A 22,264-nucleotide genomic window follows, 5' to 3' on the forward strand; every position below is an offset into this window, starting at 1 on the left:
ACATTAGATCTACGCAAGTACTCGCAACTCGCATTCGGCACAAAGAGGCCGAGTTAAAACAATAAGAATGGACGGTACTTTCCCATGCCTAGCGAACCCACTGGCTCTTCCGTCGACTTCGAAAAAGTCGGCACCGACTACTTCCAACAACGCGAACTTAAAAAAGGCGCCGCCGGCTGGGTGCTGTTGGTCGGCCTTGGCGTTGCCTATGTGATCTCCGGTGACTACGCCGGCTGGAACTTCGGCCTGGCCCAAGGTGGCTGGGGCGGCATGTTCCTCGCCACCTTGCTGATGGCCACCATGTACCTGTGCATGTGCTTCTCGCTGGCCGAACTGTCTTCCATGATCCCCACCGCCGGCGGCGGCTACGGCTTTGCCCGCAGCGCCTTTGGCCCCTGGGGCGGCTTCCTTACCGGCACCGCGATCCTGATCGAATACGCCATCGCCCCCGCGGCCATCGCGGTGTTTATCGGCGCTTATTGCGAGTCACTGTTCGGCATTGGCGGCTGGATGATTTACCTGGCGTTCTACATCATCTTTATCGGCATCCACATCTTCGGCGTGGGCGAAGCCTTGAAGCTGATGTTTGTGATTACCGCTGTAGCGGCGATTGCCTTGGGCGTGTTCCTGGTGTCGATGGTGCCGCACTTCAACATTGCGAACCTGCTGGACATCCCCGTGACCGAGGCCAAAGGCGCCAGCACTTTCTTGCCGTTCGGGTACGTCGGCGTCTGGGCGGCGATTCCCTATGCGATCTGGTTTTTCCTCGCCGTCGAAGGCGTGCCGCTGGCTGCCGAAGAAACCAAGAACCCCAAGCGTGACCTGCCTCGTGGCTTGATCGGCGCCATTGTGGTGCTGACCAGTTTTGCCCTGTTGATTCTGGTCATCGCACCCGGCGGCGCCGGCACTTACGCGCTGATCAAGTCGGGCAACCCGTTGGTTGAGGCGCTGGCACTGTCCTACGGCGGTTCGACCTGGATGGGCAGCTTCGTCAACCTGGTTGGCTTGGCCGGGCTGATCGCGAGCTTTTTCTCGATCATCTACGCCTATTCGCGGCAGATCTTCGCCTTGTCCCGCGCCGGTTACTTGCCGCGCAAGCTGTCGCAAACCAACAAAAGCAAGGCGCCGGTGCTGGCGCTGGTGATCCCGGGCATCATCGGTTTTGGCCTGTCGCTGACCGGCCAGGGTGATTTGCTGATTTTGGTGGCGGTCTTCGGCGCGACCATTTCCTACGTACTGATGATGGCCGCGCACATCACCCTGCGCATCCGCCGCCCCAAAATGGACCGTCCGTACCGCACGCCGGGCGGCATTTTCACCTCTGGTGTCGCGCTGGTACTGGCCTGCGTGGCCGTAGTGGCGGGCTTTCTGGTGGATCCGCGGGTGGTGATTGGCGCCGCGATCATCTATGGAGTATTAATTGCTTACTTTGCTTTCTACAGCCGGCATCACTTGGTAGCAGGCACGCCCGAAGAAGAATTCGCCGCGATCCAGGCCGCAGAGGCCGCCTTGCACTGAATGCCGTAAACCTCGACGCGGGCAGCTGGCCCGCGTCGCCAAGGAGACACTGTATGGCAAGCTTTTCCCACGCGGTGGGTGCACAGACCTACCGCTTCAACAGCCTCAAGGACGTGATGGCCAAGGCCAGCCCGGCGCGTTCCGGGGACTTCCTGGCCGGCGTGGCCGCGCAGAACGACGGCGAACGCGTGGCGGCGCAGATGGCGTTGGCGAACATCCCGTTGAAGCACTTCCTCGAAGAAGTGCTGATCCCCTACGAAAGCGACGAAGTCACCCGGCTGATTATCGACACCCACGATAAACAGGCGTTTAGCGTGGTCAGCCACCTCACCGTCGGCGGCCTGCGCGACTGGCTGCTCAGTGACGCGGCCGACGAACACGCCCTACGCGCATTGGCGCCGGGGCTGACACCGGAAATGGCCGCCGCCGTCTCCAAGATCATGCGCGTGCAGGACTTGGTGTTGGTTGCGCAAAAGATCCGCGTGGTCACTCAGTTTCGCGGCACCATGGGCCTGCGCGGGCGCCTGTCGACGCGCCTGCAGCCCAACCACCCGACGGACGAGCCGGCGGGCATCGCCGCGAGCATTCTCGACGGCCTGCTCTACGGCAACGGCGACGCCATGATCGGCATCAACCCGGCCACCGACAGCATCGCCTCGATCTGCGCCATGCTTGAGATGCTTGATGCGATCATCCAGCGCTACGAAATCCCCACCCAGGCCTGCGTGCTGACTCACGTGACCACGTCCATCGAGGCTATCAACCGGGGCGTGCCGCTGGACCTGGTGTTCCAGTCGATTGCCGGCACCGAAGCGGCCAACGCCAGTTTCGGCATCAGCCTGAGCGTGCTGCAGGAGGGTTACGAGGCAGGTTTGAGCCTGAACCGCGGCACCTTGGGCCAGAACCTGATGTACTTCGAAACCGGCCAGGGCAGCGCCTTGTCGGCCAACGCGCACTTTGGCGTCGACCAGCAAACCTGTGAGACCCGCGCCTACGCCGTTGCGCGGCATTTCAAGCCGTTTTTGGTCAACACCGTCGTAGGTTTTATCGGCCCGGAGTACCTGTACAACGGCAAGCAGATCATTCGCGCCGGCCTGGAAGACCACTTCTGCGGCAAGCTGCTCGGCGTGCCGATGGGTTGCGACATCTGCTACACCAACCACGCCGAGGCCGACCAGGATGACATGGACACCCTGCTGACCCTGCTGGGCGTGGCCGGGATCAACTTCATCATGGGCATCCCCGGCTCCGACGACATCATGCTCAACTACCAGACCACCTCGTTTCACGACGCGTTGTACGCCCGACAAACATTGGGTTTAAAACCGGCGCCGGAGTTTGAACAGTGGTTGGCCAAGATGGGCATCTTCACGCAAGCCGACGGCAAGGTGCACTTCGGCAACAGCCTGCCACCGGCGTTTCGCCACGCCTTGAAGCAATTGGGATGAAGGAGCCGCCTGTGCAAGTAGAACTGCCTGACAACCCGTGGCTGGAACTGCGCCGCCTGACCCCGGCGCGCATCGCCCTGGGCCGCACCGGCACCAGCATTCCCACCAGTGCGCAGCTGGACTTCCAATTCGCCCACGCCCAGGCGCGCGATGCGGTGCACCTGCCTTTTGACCATGAAGGCCTGAGCAGCCAAATGGCCGAGCGCGGCCGTGAGAGCTTGCTGCTGCACAGTGCCGCCGTTGACCGACATATGTATTTGCAACGCCCGGACCTGGGGCGACGCCTCAGTGATGAGTCGGCGCAGAGCTTGCGCGACTACGCCGCCGCGAACCCTGGCGGTGTGGACCTGGCCGTGGTGGTGGCCGATGGGCTGTCGGCGCTGGCCGTGCATAAACACACGTTGCCGTTTCTGACACGCATGGAAGAACAGACTCACGCCGAAGGGTGGTCCTTGTCGCCAGTCATCCTGGTGGAACAGGGGCGCGTGGCGGTGGCCGATGAAATCGGCCAGTTGCTGGGCGCCAAGATGGTGGTGATTCTGATCGGCGAGCGGCCGGGGCTCAGCTCGCCGGACAGCCTGGGGTTGTATTTCACCTACAACCCCAAGGTCGGGCTCACCGATGCTTATCGCAACTGCATTTCCAACGTGCGCCTGGAAGGCCTGAGCTACGGCATGGCCGCGCATCGCCTGCTTTACTTGATGAAAGAGGCGTGTCGCCGGCAGCTGTCGGGTGTCAACCTCAAGGACGAGGCACAGGTACAGACCATCGAGTCGGATGATCCTGACCTGATGAAAGGCAATTTCCTGCTCAGCCCGCCGGAATGACCGATAGCCGCACGATTGCGCTTTTTTGCGCCATTAGGCAGCATCCGGTCACGGCCGCTTGTGTGGTCATCCCCCATTTGGAAGTTGAGGCCTGGCATGCGGATTACTCAAGCGACCCTGGAACACTTGGACCTGTTGACCCCGTTGTTCGTCAAATACCGCGAGTTCTATGGCGCGCTGCCGTTCCCCGACTCATCGCGGGCGTTTCTGGAAAAACGCCTGCGCCGCAAGGAGTCGGTGATCTACCTGGCCCTGGCCGACGATGATGACAAGCGACTGCTGGGTTTTTGTCAGCTGTACCCGAGCTTTTCGTCGCTGTCGCTTAAACGCGTGTGGATCCTCAATGACATCTACGTGGCCGAAGATGCGCGCCGGCAATTGGTGGCGGACAACCTGATGCGCACGGCCAAGAAAATGGCCAAGGAAACCCAGGCGGTGCGGCTGCGGGTGTCGACCAGCAGTGACAATGAAGTGGCGCAGAAGACCTACGAGTCGATTGGCTTTCGCGAAGATACGGAGTTCAAGAACTACGTGTTACCGATCAGCGAAGACTGATAACGCCGAATGGCTTTGGCCTCCTAATGCGGCAAGTGAGCTTCCTGTGGCGAGCGGGCTTGCCCCGCGTTGGGCTGCGCAGCAGCCCCAAAACCAGGCGCCGAGTTATACCTGAAGGAATGCAGAACTTCTCGGGGGCCGCTTCGCAGCCCAACGCGGGGCAAGCCCGCTCGCCACGGTAAGCCCGCTCGCCACAGACGACCCGCTCCCACATTTGGATCAATCTAGATCGGAAGTACCTGCGACATGCCCCGCTACAAAACCCACACGCTTTTCACCTCTCAATACGTATAATGCGGACCTTTCAGGGTTGTAAGAAATACGGCATACACTTGTAGCCTTACTTACCCGTAGACCCCGCACTGGCCTGCTGAGCCGGGCCATTCACACAGGTGCCATCCATGGATTTCAACCCGCTCGACCTTATCCTGCATCTCGACGTTTACCTCGACATGCTGGTGAGAAACTACGGAGTGTGGATCTACGCCATTCTGTTCCTGGTTATCTTTTGCGAAACCGGCTTGGTGGTCATGCCATTCCTGCCCGGCGATTCCTTGCTGTTCATCGCTGGCGCTATCGCGGCAGGTGGCGGCATGGACCCGATCCTGTTGGGCGGCTTGCTGATGCTGGCGGCCATCCTGGGTGACAGCACCAACTACGTAATCGGGCGAACAGTGGGAGAACGCTTGTTCAGCAACCCGAACTCGAAAATCTTCCGCCGCGACTACCTGCAAAAAACCCACGAGTTCTACGACAAGCACGGCGGTAAAACCGTGACCCTGGCGCGCTTCCTGCCGATTCTGCGTACCTTCGCGCCCTTTGTCGCCGGCATCGCCAAAATGCCTTACCCGCGCTTCTTCGGGTTCAGCGTGTTCGGCACCGTGCTGTGGGTCGGCGGCCTGGTGACCCTGGGTTACTTCTTCGGCAATGTGCCGTTCATCAAGAAGAACCTGTCGCTGCTGGTGGTCTTTATCATCCTGCTGTCGCTGATCCCGATGATCATCGGTGTGTTCCGCAGTCGCTTTGGCCGCTCGTCCTCCGAAGCCAAACCGCAGTAACCTGCGATGTGGTCCCTCAGCGCCTGGCGTCGCCGGCGCCTGCTGGCCAAGCACCCGATTGCCGATGACACCTGGCAACGGGTGCGCCACCACCTGAGCTTTCTCGACGGTATCAGCGCCGAGCAAGACCAGTGGCTGCGCGAAGCCTGCGTAGTCTTTCTCGCCGAAAAACACCTCACCGCCCTGCCCGGCGTCGAGCTGCACCAGGAACAGCGCCTGCTGCTTGCCGCCCAGGCGCAATTGCCGTTGATGAACCTGGGCGACCTCGACTGGTACCAGGGCTTCCACGAAATCGTGCTGTACCCCGACGACTTCGTCAGCCCGCAACGCCATCGCGACGCCAGCGGCGTGGAGCATGAGTGGGACGGCGAACACAGCGGCGAAGCCTGGCAGCAAGGCCCGGTGATTCTCGCCTGGCCTGGCGTCCTGGCCAGCGGCCAGTGGGAAGGCTACAACCTGGTGATCCACGAGCTGGCGCACAAACTCGACATGCTCAACGGCGACGCCAACGGCCTGCCGCCGCTGCACCATGACATGCGCGTGCAGGAATGGGCCAGCGTGATGCAAAGCGCCTTTGATGACCTCAATCGCCAGCTGGACGCCCACCCGGACGCCGACACCGAGATCGACCCCTACGCCGCCGAAAACCCGGCGGAGTTCTTTGCCGTCACCAGCGAATATTTTTTCAGCGCCCCGGATTTACTGGTCAGCACTTATCCACAGGTGTACGCGCAACTGAGCCGCTTCTATCGCCAGGATCCCCTGGCCCGCCTGCACCAACTGCAAGCCAGCGACGCGCGCTATCAGACGGAACGCCACGCGCCGTACGACGTCTGACGCATGGCATCGGCGTCAGAATATGCCTATAATCGCCGCCACTTTTAGGCCAATCCGGCCATGTTCCATGGCCAACTACGGGGGCAACGCCCAATGAGCTACAGCAAGATTCCGGCTGGCAAAGACCTGCCGAACGACATCTACGTCGCCATCGAAATTCCGGCCAACCACGCGCCGATCAAATACGAAATCGACAAAGACAGCGACTGCCTGTTCGTTGACCGTTTCATGGCCACCCCAATGTTCTACCCGGCCAACTACGGTTTCATCCCCAACACCCTGGCTGACGATGGTGACCCCCTCGACGTGCTGGTCGTAACCCCTTACCCGGTTACCCCAGGCTCGGTTATCCGCGCGCGCCCAGTCGGCATCCTGAACATGACCGACGACGGCGGCGGCGATGCCAAAGTTATCGCGGTACCCCACGACAAGCTGTCCCAGCTGTACGTGGACGTGAAGGAATACACCGACCTGCCGCCACTGCTGCTGGAACAGATCAAGCACTTCTTCGAGAACTACAAAGACCTCGAAAAAGGCAAATGGGTGAAGATCGACGGTTGGGGCAACGCAGACGCCGCCCGCGCCGAGATCATGAAGTCGGTGGCTGCCTACAAAGGCTGACACCCGCTCCTCATTGCCCCGGCAATCAAAAAAGCCCCGACTATTCGGGGCTTTTTTTGTGGGAAAAATTAAACTCCAAGTGCAATGTTTAATGCGCCATGTTTAACAGCATTAAGACACTGACATATCGACCTACAACTAAGTAAATCCCTACACGCGCAATTCAACGCATAGTTTATTTGATGTCTTTTTTCGGCCAGTAAACTCTGCGTTTATGAATACATCAGGTGATCGACTAAAAGCGTTATTACGGGAAGTTCATCTTTCCGCCTCCGACTTCGCCAAAAACCGCGGCGTCACGCCTCAACACGTGAACAACTGGTTCAAACGCGGCGTGCCCATGGGCCGACTCAACGAGATCGCAGAACTGCTCTGCGTCTCCAGCCGTTGGCTGCGCACCGGCGAAGGCCTCAAACACCCACCGGCCAACTTCCTGCTGGAAGGCCCCGGTACCACCAAAGGACTGCCTACCCGCGAAGACAGCGGCAAGTACCTCACCGGCCCCACCCGCCTCCCGGAAAAAATCGACGTGGAGATTGCCCTCCACCCCACCTTCACCTCCACCGAGCGCATCCGCGTCTCCCTGCACACTCTGGAAACCCTCAACGTAAACCCCGACCGCGCCATAGGCGCCTACATGGTCGACAACAGCATGATCGACATCATCCAGCAAGGCGCCACCCTCGCCATCGACCGCGGCCGCAGCCAAATCACCGACGGCGAAATCTACGCCGTCGAACACGACGGCATGCTGCGCATCAAATACCTCTACAACCGCCCCGGCGGCGGCCTGCGCATGCGCAGCCACAACGCCAGCGAACACCCCGACGAATACCTCACCCACGAGCAACGCTTCGAACAGAACTTTCAGATCGTGGGCTGGGTATTCTGGTGGTCCACCCTCAACAACCGCCGACCGGTGCCGCTGGACGAACACCTGCTGGGCTGGGAAGGCTCTAAATCGGACCCGGAGGTAGGCATTTGAGGTGAATGTGGGTATCATCCGCCGCACATTTGGCAGGGGATGGCTTTGCGCTATCTATCCTGCCTGGCGATGCGGAGGAGTTCCCGCTGATGCCCCTACTATTCAGCCCGACGTGATGTGGGCTGAGCGATTTGAAGGCTGGTGAGGTTTGTCAAAAACAAGCTGAGGCAGTCCCCGAGAAGCCGGCCACAAGCCGGCTTTTTATTGCCTGGAATTCTCGATCAGCACACGCAGCTAAATCAGATTGGCTTACGCGTAACCTCATTCTCAAAAGCCTGAATGGCTCTCCGAAAAACTGACCTCAAGGCCAGATCGCAAAAAACTCACAGCAAGAAAGAATTCTCTTACAATCCCCGTCTAGTTTTCCAAATCCATTTACGGATGCGATAACCATCGGCGATCAAGAGGCCAGCCTGTGAGCAAAGTAGGTAGCACATCCGAGCACCTGGTAAACGTTGAAAATCTTTCTGCTTCATTGCAGCGCTTTGCTGATGATCGTGACTGGCGACAATTCCACTCTCCAAAGAACCTTCTACTGGCGCTGACGGGTGAAGTGGGCGAACTCTGCGAGATTTTCCAATGGATGAGTGAGGCCGACTCCGTGCAAGCGGCAAAGCGTCCTGAAACGGCACAAGCCGTAAAAGACGAACTCGCAGACGTCCTTATGTACTTGGTCCGCCTGGCCAGTGTGTTGGGTGTCGATCTGAACGAAGCCACCAAAAGCAAACTCGCGATTAACGGATTGAAGTACCCAGTCGATAAAGCCAAGAGCTCCAGCAAAAAATACGACCAACTCTGACATACCACGCGCTAAGGATTTCTCGTGATCGTTTACGCTGCGACCAAACAGCAATTCCTCAAAGACAACGATAACGACGACATCGAAGAGGTCATTCTCAGGCACTACAAAGAAGCCACGGGCAAGCGCGTTGGGGCATCGGAGATAAAATCCTGGCAGGGCTCGCTGACGTACATGGCGAAGGTGCTCCGAGATGAGGAACTGCCGAATGACGCCGGATTGGCTATTGAACTGCACATTCCCCAATCCTCTAAGCGTATCGATTTTTTGATGACTGGCAGGGATGCAAATCAAGGTAAGAACGCCGTCCTGATTGAGTTAAAGCAGTGGAGTAAATCGACAGCGACCACTAAGGACGCAATCGTCAAAACCGCCTTGGGTGGCGGAATAGTGGAAACCATCCATCCTTCTTACCAAGTCTGGTCGTACGCCGCATTGCTGGAAGGCTTCAACGAGGCGGTCTATGACAAAAGCATTGAGGTCCGCCCCTGCGCTTATCTTCACAACTATGTCAGTGATGGGGTCATAAATTCGGCGCATTACGAGGCGTACATAAGCAAAGCTCCGCTCTTCCTCAAAGGACCGGATGAGCTGGAAAAGCTGCGCGCCTTTCTCAAGACACACATCCTTCACGGCGACAACAAGGAAATACTCTATGAGCTTTCCAACGGAAAAATTCGCCCGTCGAAGGCTTTGGCTGACGCACTTAAAGGACTTCTGAAAGGCCAGCCAGAATTTATATTGATCGACGATCAAAAAGCGACGTTTGAATCCGCACTTGCAGCGGCCAGCACCGCTTCTGAGGCTGCGCCGAAGGTGATTATCATCGAGGGCGGCCCAGGGACAGGAAAAACAGTCCTGGCAATCAACTTGCTCGTGAGGCTTACAAGCCTTGGATTACTCAGCAAGTACGTATCAAAGAACGCTGCGCCGAGAAAAGTTTATGAAAGCAAATTGGTGGGTACGGTCAAACGTAGTCACTTCTCGAATCTATTCTCAGGCTCAGGCGCCTTCATCGATACTGTCCCCAACACCTTTGATTCGCTCATCGTCGACGAGGCCCACCGGCTGAACGAAAAAAGCGGGCTTTACGCAAATTTGGGTGAAAACCAAATCAAGGAATTAATCGAGTCGGCCAAGTGCTCAGTCTTTTTCATCGATGAAGATCAACGAGTCACCCTGAATGACATTGGCAGCAAACAAGCCATCCGCGCCTTTGCAAAAGCCAAAGGGGCGGATGTCGAAGAATACACGCTGTCATCACAGTTCCGTTGCAGTGGCTCTGACTGCTATCTGGCGTGGCTGGATGACGTGCTTGATATCCGTGCAACCGCCAACCCACTGCTCGATAACAGCGAGTATGAATTCAAAATATTCGACACACCTCAAGCCATGCATGCGGCCATCGAGCAAAAAAACCACGGCAACAAAGCCCGAGTGGTAGCCGGTTATTGCTGGCCGTGGCGCAGCAAGAAAGATGCTCGAGAGTTCGACATTGTTATAGGCAGCGACTACAAACGCCAATGGAATCTGGATCAGGATGGCAGCTTGTGGATCATCGCGGAGAATTCGGTTGATCAGGTCGGCTGTATCCATACTTGCCAAGGTCTGGAAGTCGATTACATCGGTGTGATTATCGGGCCGGATCTCATCGTACGTGATGGACGCGTTCTCACCTCTGCCCTTGCAAGAGATAAGAACGACAAATCCATTCGAGGCTGGAAAAAGATGATGAAGGAGCAACCCGAACTGGCCAAACGGGAAACGGACTTGATCATCAAGAACACGTACCGGACCTTGATGACTCGAGGAATGAAGGGCTGCTATCTCTACTGCACAGATCCTGAAACTGCTCAGTACTTTGCGGGCCGACTTACAAATCAAAGCCAAGATTGATAGCTCGTTTGCGCTTGCTTCAGTTACATGAAGCAAGCGCCTCGTATCACCTCGGTTGCAAACACTCCACAGCCCGATCCGCCACCATCTTCGCCATCTCCACCAAATGCATCACCGCCCGATGCGGCGCGCCCAGCGGTTCACCCAGCGCCTGCGACGTGGCCACCGCACACTGCAGCAACTCCGCAACACGCACCCAGGCATCTTCAAAGCTCAGCTCTTCGTTAACAGTAAATGGCTTAGTCGCAGCCGATGATGGCAAATCCGAAAAAACGTTATCCATAGCAAAACTCCAATCGATAATTTGGAGCTGCCACTACCCGCGACTAAACGAAAGGCGGCAGCTGTACGCAGGTTAGTCGACCGGTCGATTGGGAACCCGGCGCACCCGAAGGTGCCCTGCGCACAGCCACCATAAGATGCAGGCGGAGGGAGGCCTGACTCATGAATTGCTTATGCGCCAATCGAATCCGGGCGACTAAACCCGATCACTGAAAATGCCGTGACGGTCCGCAGCCTAGTCGCGGGATTTTGCTGGCGCAAGCCGCTGGGATTCTCTAGGAAACGTCCTGCAAATGAAAGGGACCGGTACTGCTGGCCCTTAAACCATTGTCACCTTTGAGTTGACAGTATTACCCCTCCCACCTGATTTATCCCCCACGCCCCACCCATTAATCTGTGCCCATGTTGAACGCAACGCCAAACCAACCCAACTAAAAAAAGGATTTCAACCATGAGCACTCCAACCCTCAGCCGCTTGAACAAAGACGACGCCGTAGTTCTGCTGGTCGACCACCAAACCGGCCTGATCTCGCTGGTGCAGGACTTCTCCCCCAACGAGTTCAAGAACAACGTGCTGGCCCTGGCCGACCTGGCGAAGTTCTTCAACCTGCCGACGATCCTTACCACCAGTTTCGAGCAAGGCCCTAACGGCCCGTTGGTGCCGGAGCTGAAGGAGATGTTCCCGGAGGCGCCCTATATCGCTCGCCCGGGTCAGATTAATGCGTGGGATAACGAGGATTTCGTTAAGGCGGTCAAGGCGACTGGGCGCAAGCAGATCATCATTGCGGGTGTGGTGACGGATGTGTGTGTGGCGTTCCCGACGTTGTCGGCGCTGGCGGAGGGGTTTGAGGTGTTTGTGGTGACGGATGCGTCGGGCACGTTCAATACCACGGTGCAGCAGGCGGCGTGGAGCCGGATGACGCAGGCCGGTGCGCAGTTGATGAATTGGTTTTCGGTGGCGTGTGAGTTGCAGGGCGACTGGCGCAATGACATGGAAGGGTTGGGGAATTTGTTGTCCCAGCGGATTCCTAACTACCGGAATTTGATGAATGGGTATGCGGCGGTGACGGCGCGCCAGGGCTGAGGTTGAGGGGATTTCCCCAAAAACCTGTGGGAGCGGGCTTGCCCGCGATGATGGTGAATCAGTCGATATATTCGGTGACTGATACACCGTCTTCGCGGGCAAGCCCGCTCCCACATTTGATCTTCGCTGCCTTGAGTATTGGTGCAGACCCGCTCACCACAGAGGCGCTGTTTGCCCTTACTCAGTCGAGGATCAGGTGCGGCAAGAACCGGCTTGAGTCTTTGGTGATCAAGCTATTGTCTTCTCGCACGCCAATCCCCGCCGCTTGATCGCCAATCACCCAGGACCCGATCAGCGTGTAGCTGTCGCCAAAGCGCGGCAGCGGCGCGAATTCCTGGAGGATGAACGGCGCGTCGGTGTAGGGGCCGTCTTCTTTTACGATCAGGCCGTCGGCGGTTTGCAGTTCGATGTTGGCGCCTTCGCGGGAGAAGAACGGTTTGCGCACCCAGCCCTTTGGCACGGCTTTGCCGGGGTCGGTATCCAGGTGGGACGCGAGCAGGTTGGGGTGGCCTTTGTTGAATTCCCACAGCAGCGGCAGGACGCCTTTGTTGGAGAGGATGGATTTCCAGGCGGGCTCGAAGAACTGTGTATCGCACTCGGCAATCGCGGCGCCGAAGGGCTCGTGGAAGATGAATTCCCAGGCGTGCAGTTTGAACAGGTGCGGGATCCAGCGATCTTCGAGGTCGACGAAACGGCCATCACTGGTCAGGCCGATGTCTTCGATGTCGATGTGGCGCGATTCGATGCAGACTTTTTCCGCGACCAGGCGCAGGTAGTCCGTGGTGCCCTTGTCTTCGACCGAGTCTTTCATCGAGGCGAAGTAGAACGGCTGGTTGACCTGCAATTGGGCGAAGGCCTGGTGCAGTTTGGTGTCGATGCTGTTGAACTGGTCGGCATGCTTGGGCAGCAGGCCGCGTTCGATGCATTGTTCCAGCCAGCCCCATTGAAACGCCGCCGCCTCGTAGAGGCTGGTCGGTGTGTCGTAGTTGAGTTCCAGCAGCTTGGCGGGCCCGGTGCCGTTGTAGGAGAAGTCCATGCGCCCGTACAGGTGCGGGTGGCCTTCGAGCCATGAGGTTCGGATCATGTCGAAGAACGACGCGGGAATGCTCAGCCGTTCCAGCAGCTCTTCGCTCTGCACTACACGGGCCACGAGGTCCATGCACATGTCATGGATCTCGGTGGTCGGGTCTTCGAGGTCGCGCTCGATTTGCTTGAGCGTGAACTGGTAGTAGGCGCTCTCGTCCCAGTAGGGTTCGTCGTCGATGGTGTGGAACAGAAAGCCGAGGCTGTCGGCGGTCTGTTTCCAGTCATGACGCTCTGCGCAGTGGATCTTTTTCATGGCCCGGTTTCCTTAACTGCTCGACCCGCCGCCGCCCCAGCCGCTGCGGGCGCTGGCTTTGCTGCCAAAGCCGCCACGGGAGGTCGAGGACGCCACGGACACCGGCTTGCTGGAGGAGCGCAGCGTGTTGGTGTAGTTGCTGCTGCCGTACCTGGCCTGGTTGGACCGGCCAAACGTCGCCCCATTCGAGACCCGCTGGTTGAGCGTCGAAGAGCCGTAATCGCCGCGATCATCGCGGTAGCGGTAGACCGGCTCGGAGCGGTAGCTGTTGCGATTGTTGCTGAGCATGTTGCCGATCAGCAGGCCGGTGAGCAGGCTGCTGGTGGAGAAGCCTGAGCCGCCACTGTTCGCTTGGGCGCCGCCGGCTTGAGCGTTGGCCGCATCGACCTGGGATTGCGTCACCTGGCCGGCGGCGGTCAGTTCGAAACCGCCCAGTTTGGGGATGAACTTGCCGTTGGAATCCTGCTGACACCAGTTGGCGACAAAGTCGGCATCGCAATCGGCTTGGCTGTCGTACACCGGGGCAATGCGCCGATGCTCGGCCATGGCCGTCATGTAGGCGTCCGAGCACACATCCACCGGCAGTTTTTCATCGGCGCATTGCTGAACCGACTGGAAGTTGTACTTCTTCTGCAAATCGTAGGTTTTTTCGGTCGGCCCGCAGCCGGATATCGCCATCGCGACCGACGCTGCCAGCGACAACTGGACGTACTTGCTTCGTTTCATCGGGAGCTCCGTGCGCGATCAGTTCTGGGTAGGCGTCATGCACGCGGCATTCAACATGCCGACGCTGATGGACACGGCGGCCACGTAGATACCGGCGGCGAGTTCGCCATTCTTGATGCGCTCGGACGTGCCTTTGAGCACCAGGCTGGTCAGCAGAAACGCCAACAGTTGGACGACGGCGGCGATCACCGCCCAAACGACGAAGTCGAGGAGGCTGATCGAGTAGGCAATCACGTTGCTGGCCGGAATGGCGAAGCCGATGATGGCACCGCCCAGCGCGACCGCAGCCGACATGTTGCCCGCGCGGATCAGTTCGAACTCCTTGTGCGGCGTGATGCGGGTGTAGATGAACTGGAACAGTGCGAACAGCACAGCCGCACCGAGGATGTAGGTGACAAAGCCAAACACAGCGGCTTTGTTCAGAGAGATAGAGAGCGCTTCCAGCATGGGGTTTTCCTTTTTTTAAAGCGTAGTCAGGTCAGTTGTGTACAGCGAAATGCCCAGCGACGTACTCAGGCTGACGGTGCCCTCTGCGTCTTCTTCGACGGAAAACAGCAGAAACTCGCGACGATCAGTCAGACCGGTGTCGCGGGCGTACAGCATCGAACGGTGCTCGACGCTGTAGGCGTCCTCGGGGTTTACAACCTGTTCGGTCATTGCCACCAGCTCTGTCTGGCCAGCCTCGCTGCCCCACACACGGGCGTATTCGACGCCGTTGTGGGTGTAGGTCGGCAGCCCGATCAGACTCTGTGGCCCGGCCAGTCGACGCAGTTCCGCTTCACTGCTGATGGTGACGACACTGAGGTAGTTGAACAGGATCACCGACTCGACCTGCCCGGCGATCTCGCCGGTGGTGTGCACCTGCAGCCAGTAATCTTCGTCGTTCATGTAATAGCGCGACAGCCAGGTCGACTGGCCGAGGTCTACGGTGCCGTTGGCCCAGATTTCCTGGGAGCCGGGGATCACCACCGTGGTTTTTTCATCGAGCAACAATTTCAGGCTCGCGTCGAACATCACGCCTTTGCCGGGTGCCAGGCCTAGTGGCCCGGTGGCCGGCTGGGTGTTGCCGGCTGTCCATTGCGGCGCAGTATTCGCTTTCGGGGCCTCAAGCCCCATCAATTGTTTAAACCATCCCATTGGAGATTTCCTTGAGGCGAGCGGAGGCGATGCAGAAGCGGGGAAAGAGGGAGGCGGCGCGCAGGCGCAACAAAAGAAACATCGACATTTGGCCCCTGACTCCCTGGGTATTTGATTGCGAATGACAAGATCGCCTCGGCGTGCGGAGGCTCAAGCGCGTTCACCCGGCATTAAACCTGCTGCGCGGCGAGGATAGAAGTACCTTGGCTGCAATAAACCCGGCGAACGCGCCAAAGAAGTGCCCCTCGAACGAGATCCCCTGACGAGGCAGGAAACCCACGACCAGGCCACCATACAGCACCGCTACAACACCGGCCGTTATCAGGTTGCTCCAGCTTCTATGAAACCAGGCGCGAGACAGCAGGTAGGCCCAGAGCCCGAATACCCAGCCGCTGGCACCGATGTGTACGCCGCTGAAACCGAACAGCCAGACCAGCGAACCGCCCAGCAAAATAATGATTGCACTGACGGCAATGAACCGATGGACTCCTTCGACAATGACCAAGGTGCCCAGGACCAAAAAGGCGATCAGGTTTGCGCTCAGATGAGCAAACGACGCGTGCAAAAACGGTGAGGTGAGGATGCCGAGCAGCCCCTGCACCGTTCTCGGGATCAGGCCGAATGCCATGAGGCTGTAACCGGTCGCCACATTGACCAGTTGCAGCGCAACCATCAACAGGGCAAGGCCTGCGATTGTCTTGAAACCCTTCAGGGCATCCATCCTGACCTCGATGTAAAAAAAGAAGGGCAGAGCCTGCCCTTCTTGCTTCGGCGCGGCTTACTCGGCCGACTTTTGCTTCAGGCGTTCCAGAATCGCATTGGCGCTGCCTGTGTCCGGCGTGATGCCGGCGTCGCGTAGCTTGCGCTCCAGGTCGGTGCCCGTGGATGCCTCAGCCAGTTCATCCTGGGCTTGCAGCTCAGCGGCACGTTGCTGCTGTTTGGCCTGCAAGCGATTCAGGGTACCGACGGCGGTTTCAAGCTTGCCGTTGGCGCCACCACTGGCGATGGACGCGCTGACCTGGGCCTTCTGTACGCTTTCGCGCGCCTTGGCCATGTCCACTTGCTGGCGCAGGCTTTTGATCCGGCTTTCGGCTTTGGTGATGTCCTTGCGCATGCCGTCGGCGTACCCGCCAAACTCCGTGGCCTGCTTTTGCTCGACGTCACGTTCGTTGGTCAGGGTCGAAATGGCTTCGGCCACTTCCATGGCCAGGTCTTCACGATTGGCCTGGATAGCGGCCATGGCCTTGGACTCCAGGTCCTTGATCTTGGCGTCGTACTCACCGACGCGATCAGCCGCCAGTTTGTGCTTGGCCATGATGCTCACCAGCTCACGCTTGGCGTTGGCCAGCGCCGTGTCGGCGTCGCGAATTTCCTGGTCGAGGATGCGCAGGGCTTGTTGGTCTACGATCGATTCGCCGACTTCGCTGGCACCGCCACGCAGCGCGGTGAACAATTTGCTCCAGATGGACTGAGTCATTGGATACTCCCGGATACTTAATTGAAGAAACGTTCGAAGGCTTCGCTGGCGCGCTGCACGTTGTCGACCAGGGTTTTCACCTCAGTCACGATGTTGGTCAGGCTGGAGTCGGAGCTCAACGCACCGAACATGTTGTAAACAACTTGGCCGTTAGGCATGGACTCGATGCCGATCGAAGAAAGCGGGAACATCTCCCGGCTGCGCAGCACCGCATCATTGAAAGCCGTTACGTCATTGATGGACTCGACGTCGACCAGCACGGTGTCCACGATGATCTGTTCGCCGACCACAGCGATGTAAATCGGCAAGCCCCCGAAGTCGTTCATTTCCAGCTTGATGCTGGACTCGGCGCCTTGAACGAGAGAAAGCGTAATGTCGTTGGAAACCACTTCATCAAGAGCCTGAAGCGCTGTGAAGAGGCGATCGATATTCCAGTTAGTACCTGCGCTCATGAAATTCTCCGACATGAATGAGCCAGCCAGAATCGGTTGGCGAAGCTGTTTCTCCATTTGCTTGAGCAGGCTTCGGTTTTCGGGAAGCACCCAAGTCTCGTGTTTCACATAACCGGCGGCCGCCAGGCCCGCGCGCATCTGCTTCATGTAAAAGCTCGATGGTTTTTTCGCGGGCGACTTCAAGCGCTCTCCCTTGCGGCTTGCTGAATCAGGATCGGGCCCTGCTGGCGGGCTCGATGGAGAGCTGCTCTTCATGGTGCTGACCTCGTTGTGAAAAACTCACGCGTGAGAAAATCTACAGGCAATGTTGGCGATGCTCAATAGCTCACGCGTGAGATTTTTCCTGGTTCGTCGCGCCGGTCAAAAAGCACCCTCCGCTCAAGAATGCCTCTGCCAGCATTGAAATCTGATGAACGGTTGTTGGGCGGGAGCGGCGCACCACCACCCAGCTTGCCGCGCTCTACGATAAGCCCGCGTTGAACGTCGGGCTCTCTTGCCAATACCCGCCCTACTCCATAAATGTTCCGAAATAACCTCTCCGTTGTGAATTGTTGTGAAGGCTTTGCGAATTGGCTAAAAGTCCGTGCTAAGTTCCGTCACGTCATCTTTCACAGCAGCAACGCCCAGCGGCCAACCAACTAAGGCCGCCCTCTCGTTATTCAATAAACCGCCTCGGGTAAGTTACCTAGGAAGTTGTGCGGCCCTGCGCGTTTTAAAAGGGGCAGGCGTAATAATTAGATCAGGAGAAGTACCATGGTAGCGAAGGTAGAAACGACCCCAAAGGACGCAGCGGTCACTCAAAAAAGCTCCGTCGCTGCCTGGGAAAAATCCGTCGAAAAAGCGTCTGCACCCAAAGACGAGTTGGGTAAAGGGCAGAAACGCCCCGAAGGTGATACCCGCTCAGCCCAGCAAATTATTGATGACACCCCGCTGCTCGCCCAGCTCGGCAATCAAAGTGGCGTGAAAGACAACCTTAAAAAGCAGGTCGGCGATTTTGAGAAAGACGCGGACGCAGCCTATCGCGCCTCGAAAGTGCTGGAGCATGTCGAATACATCGACGAAAACGGCAAGCTGACCGATGGCAAAGATGTGGGCAATAGCAGCATCGACGGCTTCACCAAGGATGGCGAGGCGCGGCATGGCACTGAGGCGGGCCGGCTGCAGGATTTTGGCAAGTATGGCTATTCCAGCCTGCGCGGCGAGGTGGTGAAGTCGGACTTGGGTGACCAGCAGAAGCGCCCCGACGGTGACACGCGCTCGGCCAAGGAGATTATCGACGCCACACCGCTGCTGAAAAACCTCGGCAACCAGAGCGACGTGAAGGACAACCTCAAAAAGCAAGTGGGCGATTTCGAGAACGACGCCGACGCCGCGTACCGCGCCACCCAGGTGCTGGAACATGTGGTGAGCATCGATGAAAACGGCAATTTGCTCACTGGCATCGACGCCAGGAATAAAGACAACGACAGCATCGACGGTTTCACCAAAGACAAGGAAGCCCGCCATGGCACCGAGGCCGGGCGCTTGCAGGATTTCGGCAAGTACGGCTATTCGAGCCTCAAAGGCGACCTGATGCACGTCAAAGACGCGACGCACACCGACAAGGCCGCGCCGCCCGATGAGCCCGAAGACGTGCAGGCCCTGCGCGACAAATACAACATCCCGACCTTCGGTGCCGAAGGGCTGATGGACATGGAGTTGCCCGACGACAAGACCGTGGGCGGCCAGACGGCCGAGAACTTTGTGCAGGGCATTCGCGATGACATCAAGAGCGGCAAGCTGGCCGAAGACTCGGATGAAGCCAAGATCGTCAAGCTGATGGACGCCCAGGCCGCGCTGGACAACGGCTACGACCTGTACGGCTACGCGGAGAGCATCAACCTGGGCAGCGGCACATACCGTGAGACGGATAAGACCCCGACCCAGTTGAACGGCAAAGACGTCAAAGAGATGGTCGACGAGGACAAACTTGCCAAAGAAATTTCCACGTTGATGGGCAAGGAAGGGATTAAGGACCGCTACGATGCAGAACTAAAGAAAAGTGTCGGTAGTTTGTCGCAAGATCGGTTGAATGAAGTTCGCGAACAAGTATTCCCGGCCCTCTTCAAAGACGGCACCCGTGATGCCAACTTGAACTTCGAAGAATATGTGATCGCGATGAATGACTCGGGTGATCCGAAGAAATCGGAAATGGCCGAGTTGGACGTCGACCGCTATTTCGAGTCGCTGCGCATTCTTGAACCGGACAGCTACACCGCGCGCAAACAGACGTTCGACCAGAACATGATGACGCACCAGCTCAACACGTACATGGAAAACCCCGACAAGGTCTCGCCGGAAAATACCGAAAGTGGGCTGAAGGCCTCGTTCACGATGATCAAGGGCGGTATCAACGCCGCCCTGGGTGGCCTGGACAAGGGCGACAAAGCCTACGACATGTACAAAAAGATGAAGGATGAGATCGACATCCTCGACGGCCATATCAAAGGGCTGACACCGGCAGAGAACAAACAGATCGCAGCGGCCATTCGTCTCGCGGCTGCCAGCGGCGACCCGAAAGCCATCGACAAGGTGGTCGACACCCAATTGAAGGGCCTGGGCGCCAATCGCGAAGCGGCCGCCGGTTCCTTGAAGACAGTGCTGCACACCGCCAGCTCCACCGGCGGGCTCAGTGCCATGGCGGGCACCATGAACCTGGTCAGCGGCGCGCTGCAGCTCGCCAATGGCGGCGGCAACATGACCGACGACCAGAAGATCGCCGCCGCGAAAGACTTGGTCGCCGGCTTGAGCTTCACCAACGATTTCCTCAAGTTTGGTTCGAACATTGTGGAAACCCTGGGTGGCACTAAGCCCTATGAACCTGACGTGGACAAAGACGGTAAAGGCCCGGCAAAAATCAAAGCCACTGAATGGCTCGGCTTGATCGATGAGAACCTCCCGGACATCTGGGGCAAGAAAACCACAGAAAAATCTGACGCGCTGGCCGCATCCATCAGCACCCGCGTCAAGGAAGCTTCCGACACCCTCAAGAAACTCGACGTGGGCAACCTGTCGGCCGATGAGGTCAAGGAGTACGACAGCGCCGCAAAAACCCTGGGCGAGCACATGGGCGTCAAGGACCTTCCCGGCAAAGGTACGCCAGCGTCCAAATCCGAAATTGCGATCGCCTCGGGGCGTTCGTTCCTGCGGTTTATGGGCGGCTCCGGCCTGGACTTGACCGGCGGCGTGATGGACATCGTTTCCGGCGCGCGCAAACTGAAAAACGCCAAGACCGCACTGGAAAAAACTGACGCTGCCTTCACGCTGGGCGGGGGTGCGTCCGGTACCGGCATGGCGATCGCCAATACCATCTCGATGTTCGCCCCCAAAGGTGCTCACCTGGCAGGCAAACTGGCCGGTGATGTTGCCGCGACGGTCATACGCGGGCTCGCCATCGGCGCGCGTGTGGCGGGTCCGATTTTCGCCGTGGCGGGTGTGATCTTCGGGGTCGCAGGCACCCTGATTGCCGAGGCGGTCGAGCATGCCAAAATGCAAAAACTCACCGATTCCCAAGGCAAGTTCTTCAAAGACCTCGCCGACGCCGGCGTGACCAAGGACGACTGGGGCGACAAGCTCGAATACGCGCGTTATGCCACTTACATGTACGGCGGCCGCGACACGCCGGACGACAAGTCGATGTTCGAGTATCAGTCGGATGAGTGGAAACACTTCCAGGAAACCGCAGACAAAAAAGGCAGCTCGCTCGCGCGACTGGCGCCCTATCTGCACAAAGACAGCGACCCGGACAGCAAAAACCTGTGGGAAAAATTCCTCGCGGGCGGCACCAGCTCCAGCGGGCCGCATGGCAGTGAACGGCACACCGACGATTGGCGGCCTTGGGGCAGCACGGACATGGAGACGGGGAGCAAGCACACGGCTTGATGTTGCGTAGGCATTTATCAGACGAGCCCATGCTGTTCAGTCAAGCGTAAATCCCTGTGGAAGCGGGCTTGCCCGCGAAAGCGGTGGTTCAGTCAACATCAATGTTTGCTGGGCTGACGTCTTCGCGGACAAGCTCGCTCCCACAGTTGATCTTCGCTGCGTGGCGTATTGCGTTCGCTTAACTGCGCGGCCTTGAGGCGCGGCATGGTCCGGCGCTTGACTCTCCCCTATACGGCACACCCTACCCTGAAAGCCCCCTTTTCAGGACCTCATCCCATGCCCCAGCGCATCCTGGTCATCCTCGGCCACCCTTGCGGCACGAGCTTCTGCTCAGCCTTGGCCGATGCCTACATCCACAGTGCAAAAGTCGCCGGCCACCAGGTACGCGTCCTACCCTTGGGCGACCTCTCTTTCGACCCCGTGCTTCACCACGGCTATACACAGATCCAAGCATTGGAACCTGACTTGCTCAGCGCCCAGTCCGACATCCTCTGGGCCACCCATCTGGCATTGGTTTTCCCGATCTGGTGGGGTGGCGTCCCGGCGTTATTGAAAGGGTTCATCGACCGTATTTTCCTACCCGGCTTTGCCTTTAAATACCGCGAAGGCAAGTCGTTTCCTGACAAGCTGCTGCTCGGCCGAACCGCGCACGTGTTGGTGACCCTGGACACGCCGCCGTGGTATTACCGCTGGTTCTACCGCATGCCCGGCATTCATCAGTTGCGCAGCACCACACTGGCGTTTTGCGGCATCAAGCCGACCAAGACGTTGATGTTCGGGCCGGTGTTGGCCTCTACGCCAGCGCAGCGGGCAAAGTGGCTGACTCAGGCTGGCGGACTAATGGGAAAAGGGAGTTTTCATGTACATCGGCAAAGCCGCGCAACTGTCGGGCACGACCATCAAGGCGATTCGTCACTATGAGGCGATAGGCCTGTTGCCTGCGCCGCAGCGGGAAGGGCGTTACCGGGTCTATTCGGCGCAAAGTGTCGAGCTGCTGGCATTGATCAAGTGCGCCCAGCAGTTGGGGTTCAAGCTCAAGGAGTTGCAGGGAATTCTGCACGGGCACGAGGGCGATGCCTTGCCTTGGGAGCGTGCAGACCAGGCCATCGCCAGCAAGAAGCGCGAACTGGCCGGCAAAATCGCCGGGTTGCAGCAGATGCAGGCGGAGTTGATGGTGTTTGAAGCGCAGCTCAAGGACGCGCAGGGGCAGTGCCCGTCAATAAGCATTTTCGCCAGTTAAGGTAGCCTTTAGCCTCAAATTGACACCGATTTTTTCGTTCTCTACGCCGTCCCTTTCTGATT

The 22,264-nt window shown here is 58.4% G+C and carries 22 protein-coding genes; 14 read left to right on the forward strand and 8 right to left on the reverse strand.

Annotated features, from left to right (window positions below; translation table 11 throughout):
- The first annotated feature begins 84 nt into the window (after nucleotides 1-84).
- The 10 genes from eat to AACW30_RS28145 all read left to right on the forward strand — a co-directional run bounded on the left by eat (nucleotide 85) and on the right by AACW30_RS28145 (nucleotide 10,544).
- Complete coding sequence (gene eat / locus AACW30_RS28100) at nucleotides 85-1,518, forward strand: ethanolamine permease (RefSeq protein ID WP_106579393.1); 1,434 nt, start codon at nucleotides 85-87, stop codon at nucleotides 1,516-1,518.
- Nucleotides 1,519-1,571: 53 nt separating this feature from the next.
- Nucleotides 1,572-2,966: an ethanolamine ammonia-lyase subunit EutB gene (locus AACW30_RS28105; protein WP_124418537.1), complete on the forward strand. Its 1,395-nt coding sequence runs from the start codon at nucleotides 1,572-1,574 to the stop codon at nucleotides 2,964-2,966.
- On the forward strand, nucleotides 2,963-3,793 hold the full coding sequence (eutC, locus tag AACW30_RS28110) for an ethanolamine ammonia-lyase subunit EutC (protein ID WP_106579395.1): 831 nt from the start codon (nucleotides 2,963-2,965) through the stop codon (nucleotides 3,791-3,793). The genes AACW30_RS28105 and eutC overlap by 4 nt, the downstream gene beginning before the upstream one ends.
- A 96-nt stretch (nucleotides 3,794-3,889) precedes the next feature.
- A complete protein-coding gene (locus tag AACW30_RS28115; RefSeq protein WP_017136027.1) occupies nucleotides 3,890-4,348 on the forward strand; it encodes a GNAT family N-acetyltransferase in 459 nt (152 codons plus the stop codon).
- Between the two features lie 401 nt (nucleotides 4,349-4,749).
- Nucleotides 4,750-5,406, forward strand: a complete 657-nt coding sequence (locus AACW30_RS28120; RefSeq protein ID WP_106579396.1) for a DedA family protein — start codon at nucleotides 4,750-4,752, stop codon at nucleotides 5,404-5,406.
- A gap of 6 nt (nucleotides 5,407-5,412) precedes the next feature.
- Nucleotides 5,413-6,243 carry a M90 family metallopeptidase gene (locus AACW30_RS28125; protein ID WP_119741450.1) on the forward strand — a complete coding sequence of 277 codons (831 nt, stop codon included), beginning with the start codon at nucleotides 5,413-5,415 and terminating at the stop codon, nucleotides 6,241-6,243.
- Nucleotides 6,244-6,336: 93 nt separating this feature from the next.
- The gene (gene ppa, locus AACW30_RS28130) at nucleotides 6,337-6,864 is read left to right on the forward strand and encodes an inorganic diphosphatase (protein ID WP_003176323.1); all 528 of its coding nucleotides are present in this window, start codon (nucleotides 6,337-6,339) and stop codon (nucleotides 6,862-6,864) included.
- Between the two features lie 214 nt (nucleotides 6,865-7,078).
- Complete coding sequence (locus tag AACW30_RS28135; RefSeq protein ID WP_119741448.1) at nucleotides 7,079-7,849, forward strand: LexA family transcriptional regulator; 771 nt, start codon at nucleotides 7,079-7,081, stop codon at nucleotides 7,847-7,849.
- 415 nt (nucleotides 7,850-8,264) lie between these two features.
- Nucleotides 8,265-8,648, forward strand: coding sequence for a nucleotide pyrophosphohydrolase (locus AACW30_RS28140; protein ID WP_200623944.1), 384 nt, complete (start codon nucleotides 8,265-8,267; stop codon nucleotides 8,646-8,648).
- Between the two features lie 24 nt (nucleotides 8,649-8,672).
- Nucleotides 8,673-10,544: a DUF2075 domain-containing protein gene (locus AACW30_RS28145; RefSeq protein ID WP_124418543.1), complete on the forward strand. Its 1,872-nt coding sequence runs from the start codon at nucleotides 8,673-8,675 to the stop codon at nucleotides 10,542-10,544.
- A gap of 46 nt (nucleotides 10,545-10,590) precedes the next feature.
- Here AACW30_RS28145 and AACW30_RS28150 read toward each other — a convergent pair whose 3' ends face one another.
- Nucleotides 10,591-10,827: a DUF6124 family protein gene (locus tag AACW30_RS28150; protein WP_200623945.1), complete on the reverse strand. Its 237-nt coding sequence runs from the start codon at nucleotides 10,825-10,827 to the stop codon at nucleotides 10,591-10,593.
- Nucleotides 10,828-11,277: 450 nt separating this feature from the next.
- Here AACW30_RS28150 and ycaC point away from each other — a divergent pair, with 450 nt between their 5' ends.
- Nucleotides 11,278-11,910 carry an isochorismate family cysteine hydrolase YcaC gene (gene ycaC / locus AACW30_RS28155; protein ID WP_064454308.1) on the forward strand — a complete coding sequence of 211 codons (633 nt, stop codon included), beginning with the start codon at nucleotides 11,278-11,280 and terminating at the stop codon, nucleotides 11,908-11,910.
- Between the two features lie 181 nt (nucleotides 11,911-12,091).
- Here the strand turns inward: ycaC and AACW30_RS28160 are convergent, their stop codons facing one another.
- The 7 genes from AACW30_RS28160 to AACW30_RS28190 all read right to left on the reverse strand — a co-directional run bounded on the left by AACW30_RS28160 (nucleotide 12,092) and on the right by AACW30_RS28190 (nucleotide 17,188).
- On the reverse strand, nucleotides 12,092-13,249 hold the full coding sequence (locus AACW30_RS28160) for a glutathionylspermidine synthase family protein (RefSeq protein ID WP_200623946.1): 1,158 nt from the start codon (nucleotides 13,247-13,249) through the stop codon (nucleotides 12,092-12,094).
- A 12-nt stretch (nucleotides 13,250-13,261) separates the two neighbouring features.
- Nucleotides 13,262-13,975, reverse strand: coding sequence for a DUF1190 domain-containing protein (locus AACW30_RS28165; protein WP_119741429.1), 714 nt, complete (start codon nucleotides 13,973-13,975; stop codon nucleotides 13,262-13,264).
- Nucleotides 13,976-13,993: 18 nt separating this feature from the next.
- On the reverse strand, nucleotides 13,994-14,422 hold the full coding sequence (locus AACW30_RS28170) for a DUF350 domain-containing protein (protein ID WP_200623947.1): 429 nt from the start codon (nucleotides 14,420-14,422) through the stop codon (nucleotides 13,994-13,996).
- A 15-nt stretch (nucleotides 14,423-14,437) separates the two neighbouring features.
- Entirely contained in the window at nucleotides 14,438-15,112 is a 675-nt protein-coding gene (locus AACW30_RS28175) for a DUF2491 family protein (protein WP_169367691.1), read from the reverse strand.
- A gap of 160 nt (nucleotides 15,113-15,272) precedes the next feature.
- On the reverse strand, nucleotides 15,273-15,833 hold the full coding sequence (locus AACW30_RS28180; protein ID WP_169367692.1) for a rhomboid family intramembrane serine protease: 561 nt from the start codon (nucleotides 15,831-15,833) through the stop codon (nucleotides 15,273-15,275).
- 57 nt (nucleotides 15,834-15,890) lie between these two features.
- On the reverse strand, nucleotides 15,891-16,589 hold the full coding sequence (locus AACW30_RS28185; RefSeq protein ID WP_106580262.1) for a PspA/IM30 family protein: 699 nt from the start codon (nucleotides 16,587-16,589) through the stop codon (nucleotides 15,891-15,893).
- 17 nt (nucleotides 16,590-16,606) lie between these two features.
- On the reverse strand, nucleotides 16,607-17,188 hold the full coding sequence (locus AACW30_RS28190; RefSeq protein ID WP_119741422.1) for a YjfI family protein: 582 nt from the start codon (nucleotides 17,186-17,188) through the stop codon (nucleotides 16,607-16,609).
- Nucleotides 17,189-17,794: 606 nt separating this feature from the next.
- Here AACW30_RS28190 and AACW30_RS28195 point away from each other — a divergent pair.
- The 3 genes from AACW30_RS28195 (at nucleotide 17,795) to AACW30_RS28205 (ending at nucleotide 22,202) form a co-directional block, all read left to right on the forward strand.
- Nucleotides 17,795-20,962, forward strand: a complete 3,168-nt coding sequence (locus tag AACW30_RS28195) for a hypothetical protein (RefSeq protein ID WP_200623948.1) — start codon at nucleotides 17,795-17,797, stop codon at nucleotides 20,960-20,962.
- A 276-nt stretch (nucleotides 20,963-21,238) separates the two neighbouring features.
- The gene (locus AACW30_RS28200; RefSeq protein WP_200623949.1) at nucleotides 21,239-21,883 is read left to right on the forward strand and encodes an NAD(P)H-dependent oxidoreductase; all 645 of its coding nucleotides are present in this window, start codon (nucleotides 21,239-21,241) and stop codon (nucleotides 21,881-21,883) included.
- Entirely contained in the window at nucleotides 21,822-22,202 is a 381-nt protein-coding gene (locus AACW30_RS28205) for a MerR family transcriptional regulator (RefSeq protein ID WP_124418550.1), read from the forward strand. Before AACW30_RS28200 ends, AACW30_RS28205 begins: the two co-directional genes overlap by 62 nt.
- Nucleotides 22,203-22,264: the final 62 nt, after the last annotated feature.

This window comes from Pseudomonas sp. MF6747, from assembly GCF_963890955.1.
Classification (GTDB): domain Bacteria; phylum Pseudomonadota; class Gammaproteobacteria; order Pseudomonadales; family Pseudomonadaceae; genus Aquipseudomonas.